The 17,073-nt window shown below is 69.7% G+C and carries 18 protein-coding genes; 13 read left to right on the top strand and 5 right to left on the bottom strand.

The features are described 5' to 3' along the window. Positions 1–33: 33 nt before the first annotated feature. The 6 genes from AB0H54_RS04680 to AB0H54_RS04655 all read left to right on the top strand — a co-directional run bounded on the left by AB0H54_RS04680 (position 34) and on the right by AB0H54_RS04655 (position 4,262). Positions 34–837: a thymidylate synthase gene (locus AB0H54_RS04680; RefSeq protein ID WP_357342735.1), complete on the top strand. Its 804-nt coding sequence runs from the start codon at positions 34–36 to the stop codon at positions 835–837. After that, a complete protein-coding gene (locus AB0H54_RS04675; protein ID WP_357342733.1) occupies positions 834–1,322 on the top strand; it encodes a dihydrofolate reductase in 489 nt (162 codons plus the stop codon). Before AB0H54_RS04680 ends, AB0H54_RS04675 begins: the two co-directional genes overlap by 4 nt. Before the next feature lie 103 nt (positions 1,323–1,425). Then, the gene (locus tag AB0H54_RS04670) at positions 1,426–1,752 is read left to right on the top strand and encodes a cupin domain-containing protein (protein WP_355273587.1); all 327 of its coding nucleotides are present in this window, start codon (positions 1,426–1,428) and stop codon (positions 1,750–1,752) included. A 73-nt stretch (positions 1,753–1,825) separates the two neighbouring features. Further along, positions 1,826–2,878 carry a Dyp-type peroxidase gene (locus AB0H54_RS04665; RefSeq protein WP_357342731.1) on the top strand — a complete coding sequence of 351 codons (1,053 nt, stop codon included), beginning with the start codon at positions 1,826–1,828 and terminating at the stop codon, positions 2,876–2,878. Next, positions 2,879–3,676: a family 1 encapsulin nanocompartment shell protein gene (locus AB0H54_RS04660; RefSeq protein WP_357342729.1), complete on the top strand. Its 798-nt coding sequence runs from the start codon at positions 2,879–2,881 to the stop codon at positions 3,674–3,676. A gap of 58 nt (positions 3,677–3,734) precedes the next feature. After that, the gene (locus tag AB0H54_RS04655) at positions 3,735–4,262 is read left to right on the top strand and encodes a hypothetical protein (RefSeq protein WP_357342727.1); all 528 of its coding nucleotides are present in this window, start codon (positions 3,735–3,737) and stop codon (positions 4,260–4,262) included. Here the strand turns inward: AB0H54_RS04655 and AB0H54_RS04650 are convergent. Then, a complete protein-coding gene (locus tag AB0H54_RS04650; protein WP_357342726.1) occupies positions 4,254–5,255 on the bottom strand; it encodes a DJ-1/PfpI family protein in 1,002 nt (333 codons plus the stop codon). The genes AB0H54_RS04655 and AB0H54_RS04650 overlap by 9 nt on opposite strands. A gap of 121 nt (positions 5,256–5,376) precedes the next feature. Between AB0H54_RS04650 and AB0H54_RS04645 the strand changes: the two genes are divergently transcribed. Next, positions 5,377–6,198 (top strand): alpha/beta hydrolase, encoded by an 822-nt coding sequence (locus AB0H54_RS04645; protein WP_357342724.1) that lies wholly within the window; start codon positions 5,377–5,379, stop codon positions 6,196–6,198. A 13-nt stretch (positions 6,199–6,211) separates the two neighbouring features. On the opposite strand, the gene AB0H54_RS04640 is transcribed toward AB0H54_RS04645, so the two are convergent. After that, complete coding sequence (locus AB0H54_RS04640; RefSeq protein WP_357342722.1) at positions 6,212–6,880, bottom strand: helix-turn-helix domain-containing protein; 669 nt, start codon at positions 6,878–6,880, stop codon at positions 6,212–6,214. Positions 6,881–7,097: 217 nt separating this feature from the next. Between AB0H54_RS04640 and AB0H54_RS04635 the strand changes: the two genes are divergently transcribed. The 4 genes from AB0H54_RS04635 (at position 7,098) to AB0H54_RS04620 (ending at position 12,251) form a co-directional block, all read left to right on the top strand. Then, on the top strand, positions 7,098–8,633 hold the full coding sequence (locus AB0H54_RS04635; RefSeq protein ID WP_357342720.1) for an amino acid permease: 1,536 nt from the start codon (positions 7,098–7,100) through the stop codon (positions 8,631–8,633). Positions 8,634–8,740: 107 nt separating this feature from the next. After that, positions 8,741–9,493, top strand: a complete 753-nt coding sequence (locus AB0H54_RS04630) for a DUF1989 domain-containing protein (protein ID WP_357342719.1) — start codon at positions 8,741–8,743, stop codon at positions 9,491–9,493. Continuing rightward, positions 9,490–10,110, top strand: coding sequence for an urea amidolyase associated protein UAAP2 (locus AB0H54_RS04625; protein WP_355273604.1), 621 nt, complete (start codon positions 9,490–9,492; stop codon positions 10,108–10,110). Before AB0H54_RS04630 ends, AB0H54_RS04625 begins: the two co-directional genes overlap by 4 nt. Continuing rightward, on the top strand, positions 10,107–12,251 hold the full coding sequence (locus tag AB0H54_RS04620; RefSeq protein WP_357342717.1) for a 5-oxoprolinase/urea amidolyase family protein: 2,145 nt from the start codon (positions 10,107–10,109) through the stop codon (positions 12,249–12,251). Before AB0H54_RS04625 ends, AB0H54_RS04620 begins: the two co-directional genes overlap by 4 nt. Positions 12,252–12,258: 7 nt before the next feature. Here AB0H54_RS04620 and AB0H54_RS04615 read toward each other — a convergent pair whose 3' ends face one another. Next, positions 12,259–12,741, bottom strand: coding sequence for a MarR family transcriptional regulator (locus AB0H54_RS04615; RefSeq protein WP_357342715.1), 483 nt, complete (start codon positions 12,739–12,741; stop codon positions 12,259–12,261). 106 nt (positions 12,742–12,847) lie between these two features. Between AB0H54_RS04615 and AB0H54_RS04610 the strand changes: the two genes are divergently transcribed. After that, positions 12,848–13,981, top strand: a complete 1,134-nt coding sequence (locus AB0H54_RS04610) for a GDSL-type esterase/lipase family protein (RefSeq protein ID WP_357342713.1) — start codon at positions 12,848–12,850, stop codon at positions 13,979–13,981. Positions 13,982–13,991: 10 nt separating this feature from the next. Here AB0H54_RS04610 and AB0H54_RS04605 read toward each other — a convergent pair whose 3' ends face one another. After that, positions 13,992–14,990: an NAD(P)-dependent alcohol dehydrogenase gene (locus AB0H54_RS04605; RefSeq protein ID WP_357342711.1), complete on the bottom strand. Its 999-nt coding sequence runs from the start codon at positions 14,988–14,990 to the stop codon at positions 13,992–13,994. A gap of 92 nt (positions 14,991–15,082) precedes the next feature. On the opposite strand from AB0H54_RS04605, the gene AB0H54_RS04600 reads away from it, so the two are divergent. After that, positions 15,083–15,724: a TetR/AcrR family transcriptional regulator C-terminal domain-containing protein gene (locus tag AB0H54_RS04600; RefSeq protein WP_357342709.1), complete on the top strand. Its 642-nt coding sequence runs from the start codon at positions 15,083–15,085 to the stop codon at positions 15,722–15,724. Between the two features lie 41 nt (positions 15,725–15,765). Here AB0H54_RS04600 and AB0H54_RS04595 read toward each other — a convergent pair whose 3' ends face one another. Beyond that, on the bottom strand, positions 15,766–16,890 hold the full coding sequence (locus tag AB0H54_RS04595; RefSeq protein WP_357342707.1) for an ATP-grasp domain-containing protein: 1,125 nt from the start codon (positions 16,888–16,890) through the stop codon (positions 15,766–15,768). Positions 16,891–17,073 lie beyond the last annotated feature (183 nt).

Raw genomic sequence — 17,073 nt, 5'->3', positions numbered from 1 at the left:
TGCCAGGTGCCGCGCACCGTAGAATCGCCAGGCGTGGCCACCCCTGATACGCAGTACGAGGATCTGCTCCGGCACGTGCTGGAGAACGGCACCCCCAAAGCGGATCGCACCGGCACCGGAACCCGCAGCATCTTCGGTCATCAGCTGCGCTACGACCTGGCCGAGAGCTTCCCGCTGATCACCACCAAGCGGGTCCACCTCAAGTCGATCGCCTACGAGCTGCTGTGGTTCCTGCGCGGCGATTCCAACGTGTCCTGGCTGCAGGAGCACGGGGTGACCATCTGGGACGAGTGGGCCGACGCCAAGGGCGAGCTCGGCCCGGTCTATGGCGTGCAGTGGCGCTCCTGGCCGACGCCCGACGGCACCCACATCGACCAGATCGCCCAGGTGCTGCACACCCTGCGCACCGACCCGGACTCGCGCCGGATGATCGTCTCGGCCTGGAACGTGGCCGACCTGGACAAGATGGCCCTGGCGCCGTGCCACGCCTTCTTCCAGTTCTACGTGGCCGACGGCAAGCTGTCCTGCCAGCTGTACCAGCGCAGCGCCGACCTGTTCCTCGGCGTGCCGTTCAATATCGCCAGCTACGCGCTGCTCACCCTGATGGTGGCCCAGCAGACCGAGCTCGAGCCGGGCGAGTTCATCTGGACCGGTGGCGACGTGCACATCTACGACAACCACGTCGACCAGGCGCGCGAGCAGCTCGGCCGCGAGCCCTACCCGTTCCCGACGCTGCACCTGCGCCCGGCGGCGGGCCTGTTCGACTACACCTACGACGACATCGAGCTCACCGGCTACCGGCACCACCCGGCCATCAAGGCGCCGGTGGCGGTGTGACCGGGCAGATCGGCCTGATCTGGGCGCAGGCCGCCGACGGCGTCATCGGCGTCGACAACACCATCCCGTGGCGCCTCCCCGAGGACATGGCCAATTTCCGGGACACCACCATGGGTCATCCGGTGATCATGGGCAGGCGCACCTGGGACTCGCTGCCCGCGGCCTACCGTCCGCTGGCCGGCCGCCGCAACATCGTGGTCACCCGCCAGACCGATTGGGCGGCCGAGGGCGCCGAACGCGCCGCCTCGCTGCCCGACGCGCTGGCCCTGGCCGGACCGGGTGATCTCTGGGTGGCCGGCGGCGGCGAGATCTACCGCGCCGCGCTCCCCCTGGCGACAACGCTGCTGGTCACCGAGGTCGACACGCGGGTGACGGGCGACGCGTTCGCCCCGGTCATCGGCCCCGAGTGGCAGGCGCCGGAAACCCCGTGGCAGGAATCGAAAACCGGTCTCCGCTACCGCATTCGCCGCTACACCCGGCGCTGACAACGCCTGGCTAACGGTCTGGCAAAACGCCCGACCGCGGGCACGGTCTCGGGCATACTCCCAGATACCAAGCCCCGCGAGAGCCTGCGAAAGGCGCTATGCCATGGACAAGAAATCGCTGACCGCGGTGGCCCGCCAACAGCTCAAGCTGGCGGCCACCTCGACGAGTGGCCGGAGTTCGCAGACCGTCATCGGCGGCCACACCCATGCGCTGCGCCAGACCGTCGTCGCGTTGACCGAGGGCCAGAGCCTGGCCGAGCACGACAACGCGGGCGATGCCACCATCCAGGTTCTCAGCGGCACGCTGGTCCTGATCGCGGGCACCGACGAGTGGAAGGGTTCGGCGGGCGATCTCATCGTCGTCCCGCGCGCCCGGCACAGCGTCAAAGCCATCGATGACGTGGCGTTTCTGCTGACAGTCGCCAAATAAGGGTTGCCTGAGGGTCGCTGACACGCCAGGGCGTGCCGCGAACCTGTCCGCGCGGCGCTCTACTCTGGACGGCATGGGTGAGCCACAGCCGATCCTCGAACCGCTCACGCCGGCCGCCATCTTCCTCGTCGCCACCATCGACGAGGGCGGCGAGTCGGCGGTCCGCGACCTCTTGTCGAATATCTCCGGTTTGCGCCGTTCGGTGGGTTTCCGGGTGCCCGGCGAGGGCCTGACCTGCATCACCTCGATCGGCTCGACGGCCTGGGACCGGCTCTTCACCGGACCCAAACCCGTTGAGCTGCACGAATTCCCCGGCTACAACGGGCCGATCCACAGCGCGCCGACCACCCCGGGCGACCTGCTGTTCCACATCAAGGGCGAGACCCAGGGCGCCTGCTTCGAACTCGCCATGGCGATCGGTGAGCGCCTGCGCGACGCCGCCACCGTCGTCGACGAGACCGTCGGTTTCCGGTACTTCGAGCAGCGCGACCTGCTCGGTTTCGTCGACGGCACCGAGAATCCCGAGGGCGGCGCGGCCGCCTCGGCGGCGCTGATCGGCGCCGAGGACCCGGATTTCACCGGCGGTAGCTACGTCATCGTGCAGAAGTACACCCACCCCCTCGACCAGTGGAACGCGCTCTCGATCGAGGAGCAGGAGCGGGTGATCGGGCGCACCAAGCTCGGCGACTACGAACTGCCCGACGACATCAAGCCGGCCAATTCCCATGTCGCGGTGAACACCCTGATCGACCCCGACGGCACCGAACGCCAGATCGTGCGCGCCAACATGCCGTTCGGCACCGTCGGCCAGGGCGAGTTCGGCACCTACTACATCGCCTACGCCGCCACCCCGAGCGTCACCGAGCGCATGCTGGAACGGATGTTCCTCGGCACCGGCGAAGCGGCCTACGACCGCATCCTCGACTTCTCCTTCGCGGTCACCGGCACCCTGTTCTTCACGCCCACCGTCGATTTCCTCGACGACCTGCCGGACGCCCCCGACTCCGTTGCCACCGAAGAAATTTCCGATTCGCTGCCCGTGTTCACCCCTGTGGAACGGGCCGACGCCGCCGCTTCCGGTTCGGACGGTTCGCTCGCCATCGGCTCGATGAAAAGGAGTATCTGAATGAACAACCTGCATCGCGAACTCGCGCCGATCACCGGTGAGGCCTGGGCGCAGATCGAAGAGGAAGCCACCCGGACGTTCAAGCGCAATATCGCCGGACGCCGGGTCGTCGACGTCTCGGGTCCGCACGGGGTCGCGTACTCGGCGCGCAACCGCGGCAGGTTGACCGCGATCTCCTCGCCCGACGACGGTGTCGTCGCCCACCAGCGCGTGGTGCAGCCGCTGGTGGAACTCCGGGTGCCGTTCACGCTGAAGCGCAGCGAACTCGACGACATCGAGCGCGGCGCGGGCGACGCCGACTTCGACAACCTCAAGGCCGCCGCCCAGAAGATCGCCTTCGCCGAGGACCGCGCGATCTTCGAGAGCTACGCCGCCGCCGGCATCACCGGCATCCGCGACGCCGCCTCCAACGCCCCGGTCGCGCTGCCGAGCAATGTCGTCGACATCCCCGACGCGATCTCGCACGCGCTCACCGGGCTGCGCCTGGCCGGTGTGCAGGGCCCGTACTCGGTGGTGCTCAGCGCCGAGCTGTACACGCAGGTCAGCGAGACCTCCGATCACGGTCACCCGATCCGCACCCACATCGAGCGGCTGATCGACGGCGAGATCATCTGGGCGCCCGCGATCACCGGCGGTTTCGCGCTCACCACCCGTGGCGGCGACTTCGAGCTGGCGCTGGGCCAGGACCTGTCGATCGGCTACCTCAGCCACGACGCCGAGACCGTGCAGCTCTACTTCCAGGAGACGTTCACCTTCCTCGTCGAGACCTCCGAAGCGGCGGTATCGCTCGGGTCGTGAACCCGGCGCGGCCCACCCCGCTAGGGTGGGCCGCGAGTTCGTGAGAGGGAGGTTTCGCATGGCGGTCGTGCGTGCCGGTGTCGTGCCCGCTGGTCGGAGCCTGTTCTACTGCCTGATCGGGGTGCTGGTCACCACCGGTGTCATCGGGCTGTTCGTGGCGATGTTCGGGGTGAACCGGGTGATCACCGGCCTGCTCGTCGGCGCGATCGCCGGGGTGGCGGCGGGTGCGGCGCTGTTCGTGCGCGATGTCGTCGAGCTCACCGAGCACGCCATCTACGCCAGGACGCCGTTCCGCTCGGCGACCGTGCCGTGGGATCGCGTCGTCGCCGGGCGCTTCACCCTCGACGAGCGGTCCCGCTGGGCGCTGGCGCTGGACCTGAACGGCGGCTCCGCCGACGAGCTGGTCCTACTGTCCATCCCGCCGGTGGTACGCCCGGTGGCCGGCGCCTACGACATGCGCAAACGCGAGCAGGTCACCGAGATCCGGGAGTTCTTGCGCGCCAAGCGGATCCCGGTCACCGTGCTGCCCGAGATCGCGGGCGCGCTGAACCAGCACTGGCAGATCGCGCCGCCCACCTCACGCTGACGCCGCCCCCGACGTGAATCTCCGCCGGTAGTCCGAGGGCGACACGCCGAGCCGCGCCAGGAAGGCCCGCCGCAACGCCTCGGCGCTGGTGAACCCCGCGTCGGCGGCGGCCCGGCTCACCGAGCTGCCCGCCTCCAGCCGGGCGCGCGCGAGATCGAACCGTACGCTCGCCGCGTACTCGGCCGGGCTGAGCCCGACCTCCTCGGCGAAGAGCCGGGTCAGATGGCGCGGACTCACATTGACGTGCCGCGCGAGTTCCCGCACGCTGTGTCGCTTCGCCGGATCCCGCGCGATGAGATCGGTCACCGAGCGCACCGGTCCCGGCGGCGACGCGGCCGCGCGCAGCGGCGTCGAGAACTGGGTCTGCCCACCCGAACGCTGCAGATAGACCAGCAGCCCCTGCGCGACCTGACGCGCGATCGAGCTGCCGAGATCCTCCGCCACCAGCGCGAGCGCGAGGTCGATGCCTGCGGCGACTCCGGCCGAGGTCGCGATGTCGGCCTCCCGCACGAAGATCCGGTCCGCCTGCACGTCGACGCGCGGGTACCGGCGCGCGAGTTCGGCGGCGAACTTCCAGTGCGTGGTCGCGCTGCGCCCGTCCAGCATCCCCAGTTCGGCGAGGACGAAGGCGCCGCTGCAGATCGAGACGACCCGACGGCTGCGCGCGGCGAGGGTGCGCGTGGCCTCGACGAGATCGGGCCGGACGAAGTCGTCGGGCCGGACCTCGCTCCCCGGGACGACGAGCGTGTCCAGCGCGGGCGCGTCGGCCGCTGCGGCCGTCACAGCAACCCCCTGGCCGACCGAGCTCTGCACCGGCGCGCCGGTGGGTGAGAACAGCAAGACCTCGTAGGCGTCGGCGAACTGATTCGCCTCGATGAAGACCTCGGCGGGACCGATGTAGTCGAGCGCTTTGACCCCGTCGAACAGGAGAAACCCGATACGTCGTGTCCCACTGAATGCGGTGTGCCGGACGCGATCCGGGGGTACAGACATGCCGATGAATCTAGTGCTTGTCCGAAATAGCGGGATCCGCGGCTGTTCCGGTAGGCGACAGCCGACACGCGCGTCGACAACTATGGGCAACCTATCCATCCGCATCTCCGACAGGACCGCAATGCCCTACTTCACCACCTCCGACGGCGCCGAGATCTACTACTCCGACTGGGGCACCGGTCGACCTGTCGTCTTCAGCCACGGCTGGCCGCTCAGTTCCGACGCGTGGGCGCTGGAGCGCAAGACCTTCGCCGATGCCGGCTACCGCGTCATCGCCCATGACCGCCGCGGTCACGGCCGTTCGTCGCAGCCGTGGCAGGGCAACGACATGGACACCTACGCGCGTGACCTCGCCGAGCTCGTCGAATCGCTGGACCTGCGCGATGTCATCGTGGTCGGGCACTCCACCGGCGGTGGCGAGGTCGTGCGGTACGCGGCGCGGCATGGCAGGGACCGGGTCGCCAAGGTCGTCACCATCGGCGCGGTGCCGCCGATCATGGTCGCGACCGACACCAACCCCGACGGCCTGCCGATCGAGGTGTTCGACGGCATCCGCGCCGGTGTGCTCGCCGACCGCTCGAACTTCTACCAGGAGCTCGCCCCCTCGTTCTTCGGCTTCAACCGCGAGGGCGTCGCCGTCTCGAAGGGCGCGCAGGACGACTTCTGGCGCCAGGGCATGCTCGCGGGTATCCAGGCCGCCTACGAGTGCGTCGCCGCGTTCTCGGCGACCGACTTCACCGAGGATCTGCGGGCGCTCGAGGTGCCGATCCTCATCGCGCACGGCGACGACGACCAGATCGTGCCGATCGCGGGCGCCGCGCTGAAGTCGATCGAGCTGGTGAAGAACGGGACGCTCGAGGTGTACCCCGGCGCTCCGCACGGCATCTTCGGCGCCTACCAGCAGGAGCTCATCCAGGACATCCTGGCGTTCATCGAGAGCTGAGGGAAGTCGGCGCTCAGGCGGGATCGGTGTCGATCTCGCCGAGGCGCGCGAGCAGGGCCTCGGCGTCCGCGCCGACCTCGCCACGGTGCCCGACTATCCGCATGATCGCGTCCGGGATGACGTGCTCGGTCTCGGCGGCCGCGGCCCCCTCGTCGGACCGGATCGCGATCACCGTCTCGACCAGCCGGAACGGCAACATCCGCACCTCATCGGACTGCCCTGCGGCGGCGCAGGATTCGGCGGTGAGCCGTTCGTAGTGCTCGCGGAGCTCGTCGCGGCGGCGCCGGAACGCGGCGAATCGTTCGGTGCGCAGTTCGGGCAGCAGATACAGCGCGCCGAGATTCCAGCGCGCGCTGCGCAACTGGCGCACGTCGAACAGCGCGAGCGCGTAGAGCTTCGTCGCCGCAGCCGCCTGCTCGCCGATCATCCGCTGCGCCAGCTCGACCGGGCCCGCGACGGTTTCGGCGAGCAGCGCGTCGAGGATGTCGTCCTTGGCGGCGAAGTGGTGATACAGCGAGGCCTGCCTGATCCCGACCGCGTCGGCCACCGCCCTGGTGGAGGTATTGGCATAGCCCTTGGTGGTGAACAGTTCCGCCGCCGCGTCGAGGATCTCCGCGCGCGGCGTCGTCCCCTGCCTACGCCGCTGTTCCAGCCGGGGACGCCCGGGACCGAGGTTTGCCACCCCAAGATTCTGTCACCGGGTCCCGACCTGGGCCGCAGCGGGCACCTCACCAGGGACGATGCCGGTCGGTCGAATTCCTGTCACTCGATAGAAACGTGGGCAACGCAGAAGTTACCGCGGGCCCCACAGCCGATACACGCACGACACCGTTCGAGCGATCGCGCGCGCAAAACTATCGACTGATAGATATTTGGCCGCACCGCCGAAGGACACCGACATGGCCACGACACTCGATACCGCTGCTGTTCCGCCCGACACCGGCCGCGACAGCGCCGATCTCGCCGCATTCGGCTACCAACCGGTCCTGCACCGCAAGCTCGGGCGCTACGCGTCCTTCGCGGCAGGGTTCTCGTTCGTCTCCATCCTCACCACGATCTTCCAGTTCTTCGGCTTCGGCTATTCGTTCGGCGGCGCCGCGTTCTTCTGGACCTGGCCGCTGGTCTTCGCCGGCCAGTTCCTGGTGGCATTGAACTTCGCCGAACTGGCCGCCCGGTATCCGATCTCCGGCTGTATCTATCAGTGGTCGCGCCGCCTGGCGGGCGGGCTGATCGGCTGGTTCGCCGGCTGGATGATGGTGATCGCGCAGGTTGTCACGGCCGCCGCGGCCGCCATCGCCCTGCAGGTGGTGCTGCCGACGATCTGGAGCGGATTCCAGTTCATCGGCACCGACACCGCGCTGACCTCCCGCGACGGCGCGATGAACGCGGTGCTGCTCGGCAGCGTGCTGCTGGTGGTCACCACCACGATCAACGTGATCGGCATCGACCTGATGTCGAAGATCAACTCCATCGGCGTCACCGTGGAGATCGTCGGCGTGCTGGCGATCGTCGCGCTGTTCTTCACCAGCACCGAGCGCGGCCCCGGTGTGGTCCTGCAGACCGACCAGGCCGCCCCCGGCCCGTACTGGGCGGCGTTCCTGGTCTCCGGCCTGATGGCCGCGTACGTGATGGTCGGCTTCGACTCCGCCGGTGAGCTCTCCGAGGAGACCAAGAACCCGCGCCGGGTCGCCCCGCGCACCATTCTGCTCGCCCTGTCGGTGTCGGCACTGGGCGGCGGGCTCATGCTGCTCGGCGCGCTGATGGCCGCGCCCAGCCTGTCCGACGGTGAATTGGCCTCGGGCGGACTGGCGTACGTCATCACCGCGAAGCTGAACAGTCCCGCCGGATCGGTCCTGCTCGGCTGTGTCGCGGTCGCGGTGATCGTGTGCACGCTGGCGATCCAGACGGCCGGCTCGCGCCTGATGTTCTCGATGGCCCGCGACGGCAAGCTGCCCTTCTCCAAGGCCCTGTCGACCGTGCACCCGCGCTTCGGCACCCCGGTGTGGCCCGCCGTGGTGATCGGCGCGCTCGGCATCGGCCTGCTGGTACTCAACCTCGGCAACCCGGCCATCTTCGCCACTCTGGCCAGCGTCTGCATCGTCAGCCTGTACCTGGCGTACCTGCTGGTCACCGTGCCGCTGCTGGTGCGCCGGATCAAGGGCCTGCCCGCCGTGGACGACCCGACGCTGTTCACCCTCGGCCGCTGGGGCGTCCCGATCAACGCCCTCGCGGTGGTCTGGGGCATCGCGATGGTGATCAACCTGGCGTGGCCGCGCCCGGAGGTCTACACCCCGGCGGGCGGCAGCTGGTGGCAGCTGTGGGCCGGTCCGCTGTCGGTGGCGGTGATCCTCACCGTCGGCGCCATCGTCTACCGCTTCGTGGTGGCCACCAAGGACGAACTCCCCCGCACCGAAACCGTCCCCGCTACCGCGTAATTCGCGCAGGCGCCGCGATTCGACCGGGAATCGCGGCGCCACGCACACGGCCTGCACGCCGTGCCCGATCGATCCGTTCCCGCCCATCGCTCGCCGAGGAGATCACGATGACGAGTACCCAGTCCACCGACGGTGCCAGGGCGCACGCGCGCGCTCAGGCCGCCACGGCCACGATCGCGCGGCCGGAGACGCCCGCCGGGGTCGATCCCGCCGCAGTCGTTCTCGCGCAACGCATCCCCACCGGCGGCTACGCGAATGTGGTGCTGGGCCGGGGCACTCGGGTCCGGCTGGCCGATCCGTCCGGCACCGCCTGCGCGCACCTGTTCCTGCTGCGCGCCGAATCACCGTGGGAGCGGCTCAATGTCGCCGACACCGTGAAGGTGCCGTGGCAGGCCTACCTGAGCGCGGGCCACCCCCTGCTGTCCGATCAGGGCCGGGTGCTCGCCACCGTCCTCGCCGATTCGTCCGGCCACCACGACACGCTGTGCGGACCGAGCGCCGAGGGCCGCCACCAGCTGCACCTGGCCGGGGCCAAGCAGGGGCTGGAGCCCCGCGACATCGGTCCGTCGGTCTCGCTGTTCCGTGGCGTCCGGGTCGAGGCCGACGGCGCTCTCGTCCCGACCGGCAACGCCAACGCGGGCGCCGCGGTCGACCTGCTGATCCACCTCCCGGTGACGCTGCTGGTCGCCAATGCCGCCCACCCGCTCGACGATCGGCCCACCGGCGACCTCGACCTGCTCGCCTGGTCCGCCCCGGCCGAGCTCGCCACCATCCCCAACGACGACCCCGAGTACCGACGGGCCGTGGACAACACCGAAGCCGCCTGGGCGGCCGCACCGACCTCGGAGGTTCTGGCATGAGCACGGCGACCACCCGCACCGTCGTCCTCGACGAGACCGTCCCCGCCCAGGCGCCGTGGTCGGCGATCGTCCGCGCGGGCGATCAGCTCGAGATCATCGACCTGCACGGCAATCAAGCCGTCGACTGCCTGCTCTACTCCGCCGCCGACCGCACCGATCGCTACAGCGCCCAGGCCACGATCGCCGCGCAGCGCAATATCTTCCTCACCACCGGCAGCGTCCTGCTGACCGAGGCGGGCACCCCGCTGATGACGGTGGTCGCCGACGAGGTCGGCAACCACGACACCATCGCCGGTGCCTGCTCGCAGGAATCCAACACCCTGCGCTACGGCCACCACACCCGCCACCAGCACGCCTGCGTGGAGAACTTCCTCACCGCCGCGCTCGAATGGGGGCTGGGCAAGCGGGATCTGGTGTCCAACATCAACTGGTTCATGAATGTCCCGGTCGAGGCCGACGGCACGCTCGGCATCGTCGACGGACTGTCGGCGCCGGGCAAGAAGGTCACCCTGCGCGCCGAGGTCGATACCCTCGTGCTGGTCTCCAACTGCCCGCAGATCAACAATCCCTGCAACGGTTTCGACCCGACGCCGGTCCGCATGGTGGTGACCCGATGAGTCTCACCGACACCCGATCCGCCGTGGTCGACACCGCCCTCCCCTCGGTCACCCCGGAGCGCCACACTCCCGTGGCCGCCCCTACCGGCACGCGCCCGGCCGAAGTCGGCCCCTCAGCGCTCGACCCGGTCGCGGGCACCCGGTCCCTGCAGGTCCTCCGCCCCGGCATGCAAACGACCGTGCAGGACTGGCCCGGTCGAATCGGCTACTGGCACATCGGCGTTCCGCCGTCCGGCCCGATGGACGATCTGTCGTTCCGGCTCGGCAATCGGGTGCTCGGCAACCCGGAGGGCGCGGCGGGGCTCGAATGCACCCTCGGTGGGCCCGCGCTGCGCTTCAGCGAGTCGACGTGGGTGTGTGTCACCGGCGCGGTCGCCGACGTGCGGGTCGACGGACGGCCGGTCGAGCAGTGGCGCACCGTCGAGGTCCCGGCTGGTGGCGTCCTCGACGTCGGCGCCATCCGCGGCCCCGGCATGCGCACCTACATCCTGGTGGCCGGCGGTATCGAGGTCGAGCGATTCCTCGGCAGCACGGCGACTTTCACCCTCGGCAAGTTCGGCGGCGGTACCGGCGCTGCCCTGCGCGCCGACGAGTCGCTGACGCTGGGCGCACCGGGGACCCGCCTCGCTCCGGCGGTCCCGATGGGCGATATCCCCGCCTTCGGGCACCGCTGGGAGCTGGCCGTCACCGAGGGACCGCACGGCGCGCCGGAGTTCTTCACCCGTGCCGACTTCGACACCATCATCGGCACCGACTACGAGGTGCACTTCAACTCCGACCGCACCGGCGTGCGCCTGATCGGCCCGAAGCCGGAGTGGGCCCGCACCGACGGCGGCGAGGCGGGCCTGCACCCGTCCAACATCCACGACAACGCCTACTCGATCGGCGCGCTCGACTTCACCGGCGACACCCCGATCCTGCTCGGCCCCGACGGCCCCAGCCTGGGCGGCTTCGTCTGCCCGGTGACGGTGGTCGCGGCCGATCGCTGGAAGCTCGGCCAGCTCACCCCGGGCGACAAGGTCCGTTTCGTCCCCGTCCGTGCCGAACACGCCGCGCCCGCCGGCGAACTCGGCGCGCGCCGCCGCGCATCGTTCGGCACGGTCCTCTCGGCCGGGCGCGACGGCGACGACGGCATCCTGCGCCGCACCGCGATCGACGACGAGACCGGCGTGACCTACCGTCGCCAGGGCGACGACGGCGTCCTCGTCGAATACGGCACACTCACTTTGGATCTCGGCCTCCGCGCGCGGGTCCACGCCCTGCACCAGCACCTGATCGCGGCCGGGCCGCGCGGGGTCGTCGAACTCACCCCGGGCATCCGCTCCCTGCAGATCCGGGTCGACCCGGCCGTCCTTCCGATCGCCCGGCTGCTGGACCTGCTCGCCGAAGCCGAAGCACAGCTGCCGAATTCCGATCAGCTCGTCGTCCCGAGCCGCACCGTGCATCTCCCGCTCTCCTGGGACGATCCCGCCACCCGTGAGGCGATCACCCGCTACATGCACGGTGTCCGCGCCGACGCTCCGTGGTGCCCGTGGAACATCGAGTTCATCCGCCGCATGAACGGCCTGGACTCGGTGGACGACGTCTACCGCACCGTCTTCGACGCCGAATACCTGGTCCTCGGCCTGGGCGATGTCTACCTGGGTGCCCCGGTCGCCACACCCACCGATCCCCGCCACCGGCTGGTCACCACCAAGTACAACCCCGCCCGTACCTGGACGCCCGAGAACGCCGTCGGCATCGGCGGCGCGTACCTGTGCATCTACGGCATGGAAGGACCCGGCGGCTACCAGTTCGTCGGCCGCACCACCCAGGTCTGGAACCATCGCGCGCGACCAACCGGCACCGCGGGGCCCGGTGTCGACCGTTTCGCCACCGACCCCGAAACACCCTGGCTGCTGCGGTATTTCGACCGCATTCGCTGGCATCCGGTCGAGCCCGACGAGCTGCTCGACCTCCGGGCCGACTTCGCCGCGGGAAAGGTCGACGTCGCGACCGAGGACGGCGAGTTCCGCCTGGCCGACTACCGCGCCTTCCTGCGCGACAACGACGCCGCCATCACCGATTTCCGCGCGGTGCAGGCCGACGCGTTCGCCGCCGAACGCCACTCCTGGCGCGCCACCGGCGAACTCACCGACTGACCCCGGCTCAGGTCCGGGGCGGCTGGTCGGCGATGGCCGTGGCCGAGGGGTTGGTGGCATCGCGGATGATGCGCAGGCCGGTGACCAGCCCGTCGAGCTGGTCCGGGGTGAGCAGGCCGGTGAGCCAAGTCTCCAGTGCGTCGAGGTAGTCCGGGAGGACTTCTTCGAGGCGGCTCGCCCCCGCCGAGGTCAGGGCCGCGTAGGCACTGCGGCGGTCGGTGGGATCGAGTTGCCGTTCGACGAGGCCCGCCTTGGCCAGACGGTCGACCAGGCGGGTGACGCCGCTGGTCGACAGGTCCGTCTGGGTGGCCAGGTCGGACATGCGCAGGCGGCGGTTCGGTGAGCGGCTCAGGCGCATGAGGGCGTTGAGGTCGAGGCCGGAGAGGCCGTGCGCGTGCCAGGTCGGTTCGACCTTCGCGATCAGCCCACTGTTGGCCTCGAAGAGCAGGCCGGAGATGGTCAACCGGGGGTCGTCGAACAGTTCGTGCATGAGACCACCCTAGCCGATGCTTGCCATGCGGATAGTTGACACGAGGAATACTTAGGAGTAGATCTATGTCTACGCAATATTCCTCGCAGCAACTAATGGAGTGGTCATGCAGCAGACGTGGGTCGCCGGGTTCCGGTCGGGTGTCATCAGCCCGGACGAGCAGATCAAGCTCGCCGAATCGCGGTCGTTCAGCGACGAGACGGTGCGGCAGGTGCTGCACATGGCGGGCGGCGGCGACGCGGTGCGGGTCCGCCTGTCCAACCGGTACGGGTCGACGCCGCTGATGATCGGCGGCGCGCGCCTGGCCGCGCGCAAGGAAGGTTCGGCGATCACCGCCGACGTCGAGGTTCGCTTCGGCGGCGCGCCGATCACGGTCATCGAGCCCGGCGCCGAGCTGGTGAGCGATCCGCTCGACCTGGCCGTCGCCGCGGGTGACGACCTGCTGCTCAGCCTGTACCTCCCCGGACCGACCGGCCAGGCCACCTTCTCCCACCAGCCCGGCGAGATCGCCTACCTCGCGGCGGGCGACCGCACCGCCGACGTGGAACTGCCCGGCGCGCAGGAGGTTCCGTTCCGATTCTTCGTCACCGGTGTCGACGTACTCGGCGCGGCGCAGCCCCCGATCGCCGTGGCGTTCGGCGACTCCTGGTTCGAAGGTGTCGGCACCACACTCAGCGCCAATCGCCGTTCCGTCGACGTCGTCAACGAGCGCCTGACCCGGGGCTGGGTGGTCAACAACGGCATCGCGGGCAATCGGCTCACCGCGCGCGAGATCGGCGAATCCGGCTTGGCGCGTCTGGATTCCGACGCCATCCAGGTGCCCGGCGTCACCGACATCCTGGTGAACTTCGGCATCAACGACCTGATCCTCGGCGCAATGGGCGGCCAGCCCTCCGCCACCACCGAGCAGCTGATCGCCGGTTTCACCGAGCTCGCCGAGCGCGTGCACGCGGCCGGTCTGCGCGTGCACGTCGCCACCATCGGCCCCTACGCCGGCTGCGTCTTCCCCGGCATGCCGCTGCTGGAAACCCAGCCGACCCGGCACGCTGTCAACGACTGGCTGCGGACCACCGATCTCTTCGACTCGGTCTTCGATGTCGACCGCGCGGTGGCCGACCCGGAGCGGCCCGACTTCCTCCGCCCCGAGTTCGACAGTGGCGACGGCATGCACCTCAACGACGCGGGCGCCGCGGCCATGGCGCACACGCTCGACCTGACCGCGCTGTTCACCGGCGCCTGAGCGCCCGCTCTCACGGTGTGGTGAGGACGGTCTTCCCCGAGGCGTGCCCCCGCGCGAAGATCTCGACGGCGGCCGCCGCGTCCGACAGCGGCAGGCGGCGCTCGATCACCGGGCGCAGCGCTCCGTCGGCGGCTAGGCCCGCGAGATATCGCAGGTCGGCCGCCGCGGGGCGCATGAGCAGCGCTTTCAGCGTCTGACGGACGAACAGGTCGGTCAGGACGACCTCGCCGAGCCAGCGCACGGGGCCGAACCAGTTGTCGCCGGGTGCGGCGGCGGAGGAGATGAACACGCCATCCGCCGTCAGCACCCGGCGGCATTCGCGGAGTCCGCGGTTGCCCGCCAGATCGAAGAGCACGTCGTACGGCACGTCCGTGTCGGTGAAATCCTCCGCGGTGTAATCGATCACGACATCCGCGCCGATACCGCGCACCATCTCGCGGTGCCGGGTACTGCACACCGCGGTCACGTGCGCCCCGAGCGCCTTCGCGATCTGTACCGCGAAACTGCCGACCCCGCCGGACGCGCCATTGATCAGAACCCGGTGTCCCGGTGCGACTTCACCGATGTCGCGCAGACCCTGCAGGGCCGTCATGCCCGAATCCGGTATCGCCGCGGCCTCTTCCATACTCATCGCGGCGGGCACGGTGGCGATCGCATCGACATCGGCGGTCGCGTATTCGGCGAAGGCGCCACTCGGCACGACACCGAAAACCCGGTCACCCACCTGGAATTCGGTGACCAGCTCGCCGACTCCGACCACCTCGCCCGCGAGGTTCTGCCCGATCATCCGATGCTTGGGCCTGCGCAGCCCGAACCCGAGCCGCAGCAGATATGGGGTCCCGGTGAGCAGGTGCAGGTCCCCGCTGCACAGCGAAGCCGCCCGCACCCGGACCACCACCTCGCGCGGACCCGCCACCGGGCGCGGCACGATCTCGGTCCGCAGCACCTCGCTCCCGCCGTACCGGGGAGCCACCCACGCGGTCATCGACGCCGTATCCACCTCGGTCATGCCGTCCCTCATTTCGCACTTACAGCGTAAGCCTGATGGTTCAGACGGTACGCTTACGCCGTAAGTGGGTCAAGGAACGAGTCAGGAGCCGCATGCCACGCACCCCGTTGACCAGGGAACGAGTCCTGCGCGCCGCGATCGACCTCGCCGATCAGGAGGGCCTGGACGCACTGTCGATGCGCAAGCTCGCCAAGGCGGTCGGTGTGGAGGCGATGTCGCTGTACAACCACGTCGCCAACAAGGAGGACCTGCTCGACGGCATCGTCGACCTGGTCGTCGCCGAGATCTACGTCCCCCGCGCCGACGGCGACTGGCGGGCCGAGCTACGCCACCGCGCGACCTCGGCGCACGAGGTCCTGCTCCGGCACCGCTGGGCCACCGGCCTGCTCGGTTCCCGGGTCAATGTCGGCCCCGCCATGCTCCGCTACATCGACGCCACCCTGGCCTGCCTGATCACCGCGGGCTTCAGCTACGAGCAGGCCGACCGCGCGTGGAACGCCCTCGACAGCCACATCTACGGCTTCACCCTGCAAGCCATCAACTTCCCCCTCGACCCCGCCGAATACGCTTCGGCGGCAGAGCGATTCCTGCCTCTCATCCCCCTCGAGACACACCCCCACATGCACGCCCTGGCCGCGCTCGTCATCGACGGAACCCATTCCGGTATCGCCGATTTCACCTTCGGGCTCGATCTGCTCCTAGGTGGGCTGGAACAGTTGCTCCGGCCCACCTAGGACGTCAGCGTTTCCGAACGCCGCGCGATCGGGTGGCTCGATCAGCCCGGAACCAGGTCGGCGCTCCGGCGAAGCCCGTCGGGCGCCTGATCCGCGTGAGGCGTGACCTCCATGACCGCTTCGGCGACGGCGAGGCAGGCGCCGAGGCGTGGCGGGCGCCGCAAGCCGGTATCCCGTTCCAGGAGCAGCCGGACAGCGGCCCACGGGAGGTTGATGTCGGCGAAGGCGGTGTGGAACAGGCCCGCCGAGGGGCGGGGGTTGGCTTCGAGCAGGACGGGCTGTCCGGCCCGGTAGCGCAATTGCACGTTGGTCAGGTAGGCCAGTTCGAAATGGCGGACCAGGCGGCGGGCGATGTCGACGACCTCGGGGTCGTCCAGGAGCATGCGGAAGCGCCCCTGTTTGGCGCGCGGAATGCCCACCAGGAGTTCACCTCCCGGCGCCGAGAGGCAGTCGATGCTGATCTCCGGGCCCTCGAGGAACGGCATGACGAGCAGCGGGGGCACGGATTCGCCCTCCTCCGCCGCGCGGCGCAAGGCACCCGCCACCGCCTCGACCGAGGCGACGGGGCGCGGCGCCACCCGCAGGCTGGCCAGGGTCAGCGGGCGGTCGTCGAGAATGCGGAAGCCGAACGCCGAATACTCGCCGCTGGGCTTGATGCACAGCGTTTCCCCGCCGCGCGAGAGCTCGTCGACGGCGGCGTAGAACTCGTCGGCGTCGGTGGCCTCCCGCCACGGCGGCACGGGAATGCCCGCCGCCCCGGCACTCTCGTAGGTGCGGACCTTGCTGGTCAGCGCCCGCACCGCCGCGGGCGGCGAACACATGAGACTGGTGCCGATCGCGGCGAAGTCCGCGGCCCGGCCCGCGAGCGCGTCCAGGCGCCGGGGCGGGATGAGGACATCGATCCGGTGCGTCCGACAGAAGTCGAGCGCGAACTGCGCGTATTCCTCGTTGCCGACATACCGAGGTTCGATCGCCGATACATCGCACACCGAGAGGGCAGCCGCACTCGGATCCACATTGCTGGCATAGACGGTGACATCCACACCGTCGGGGTTCTCGCGCAGTAACCGCATCACTTGAACAGTCGCCGCGCCCGCACTGCTCAGCCAAATCCGAAGCGTTATGGCAACCGCTCCCTTCCCGTTCCCGTAGCGAACCCGGACCATATCCCGGTTCCGCGTCGCGAGCATTTCGGAACGAAAGACAGCACGTCACGCCCCGGATATCACGGGGGTGCGCGGCGGGAGCGAACGGATCAGCGGACGCTAGCGCGGGAGCAGCGCACCGGGCTGGCGGTCGCCCGTGGAGTGCTGGTGCTGCTCGCCTACCAGGGGAAACAGGGTAGGCGA

This window comes from Nocardia sp. NPDC050718 (assembly GCF_040654235.1).
In the GTDB taxonomy this organism is placed as follows: domain Bacteria; phylum Actinomycetota; class Actinomycetes; order Mycobacteriales; family Mycobacteriaceae; genus Nocardia.
This window is presented reverse-complemented; position numbering and strand designations above follow the sequence as displayed.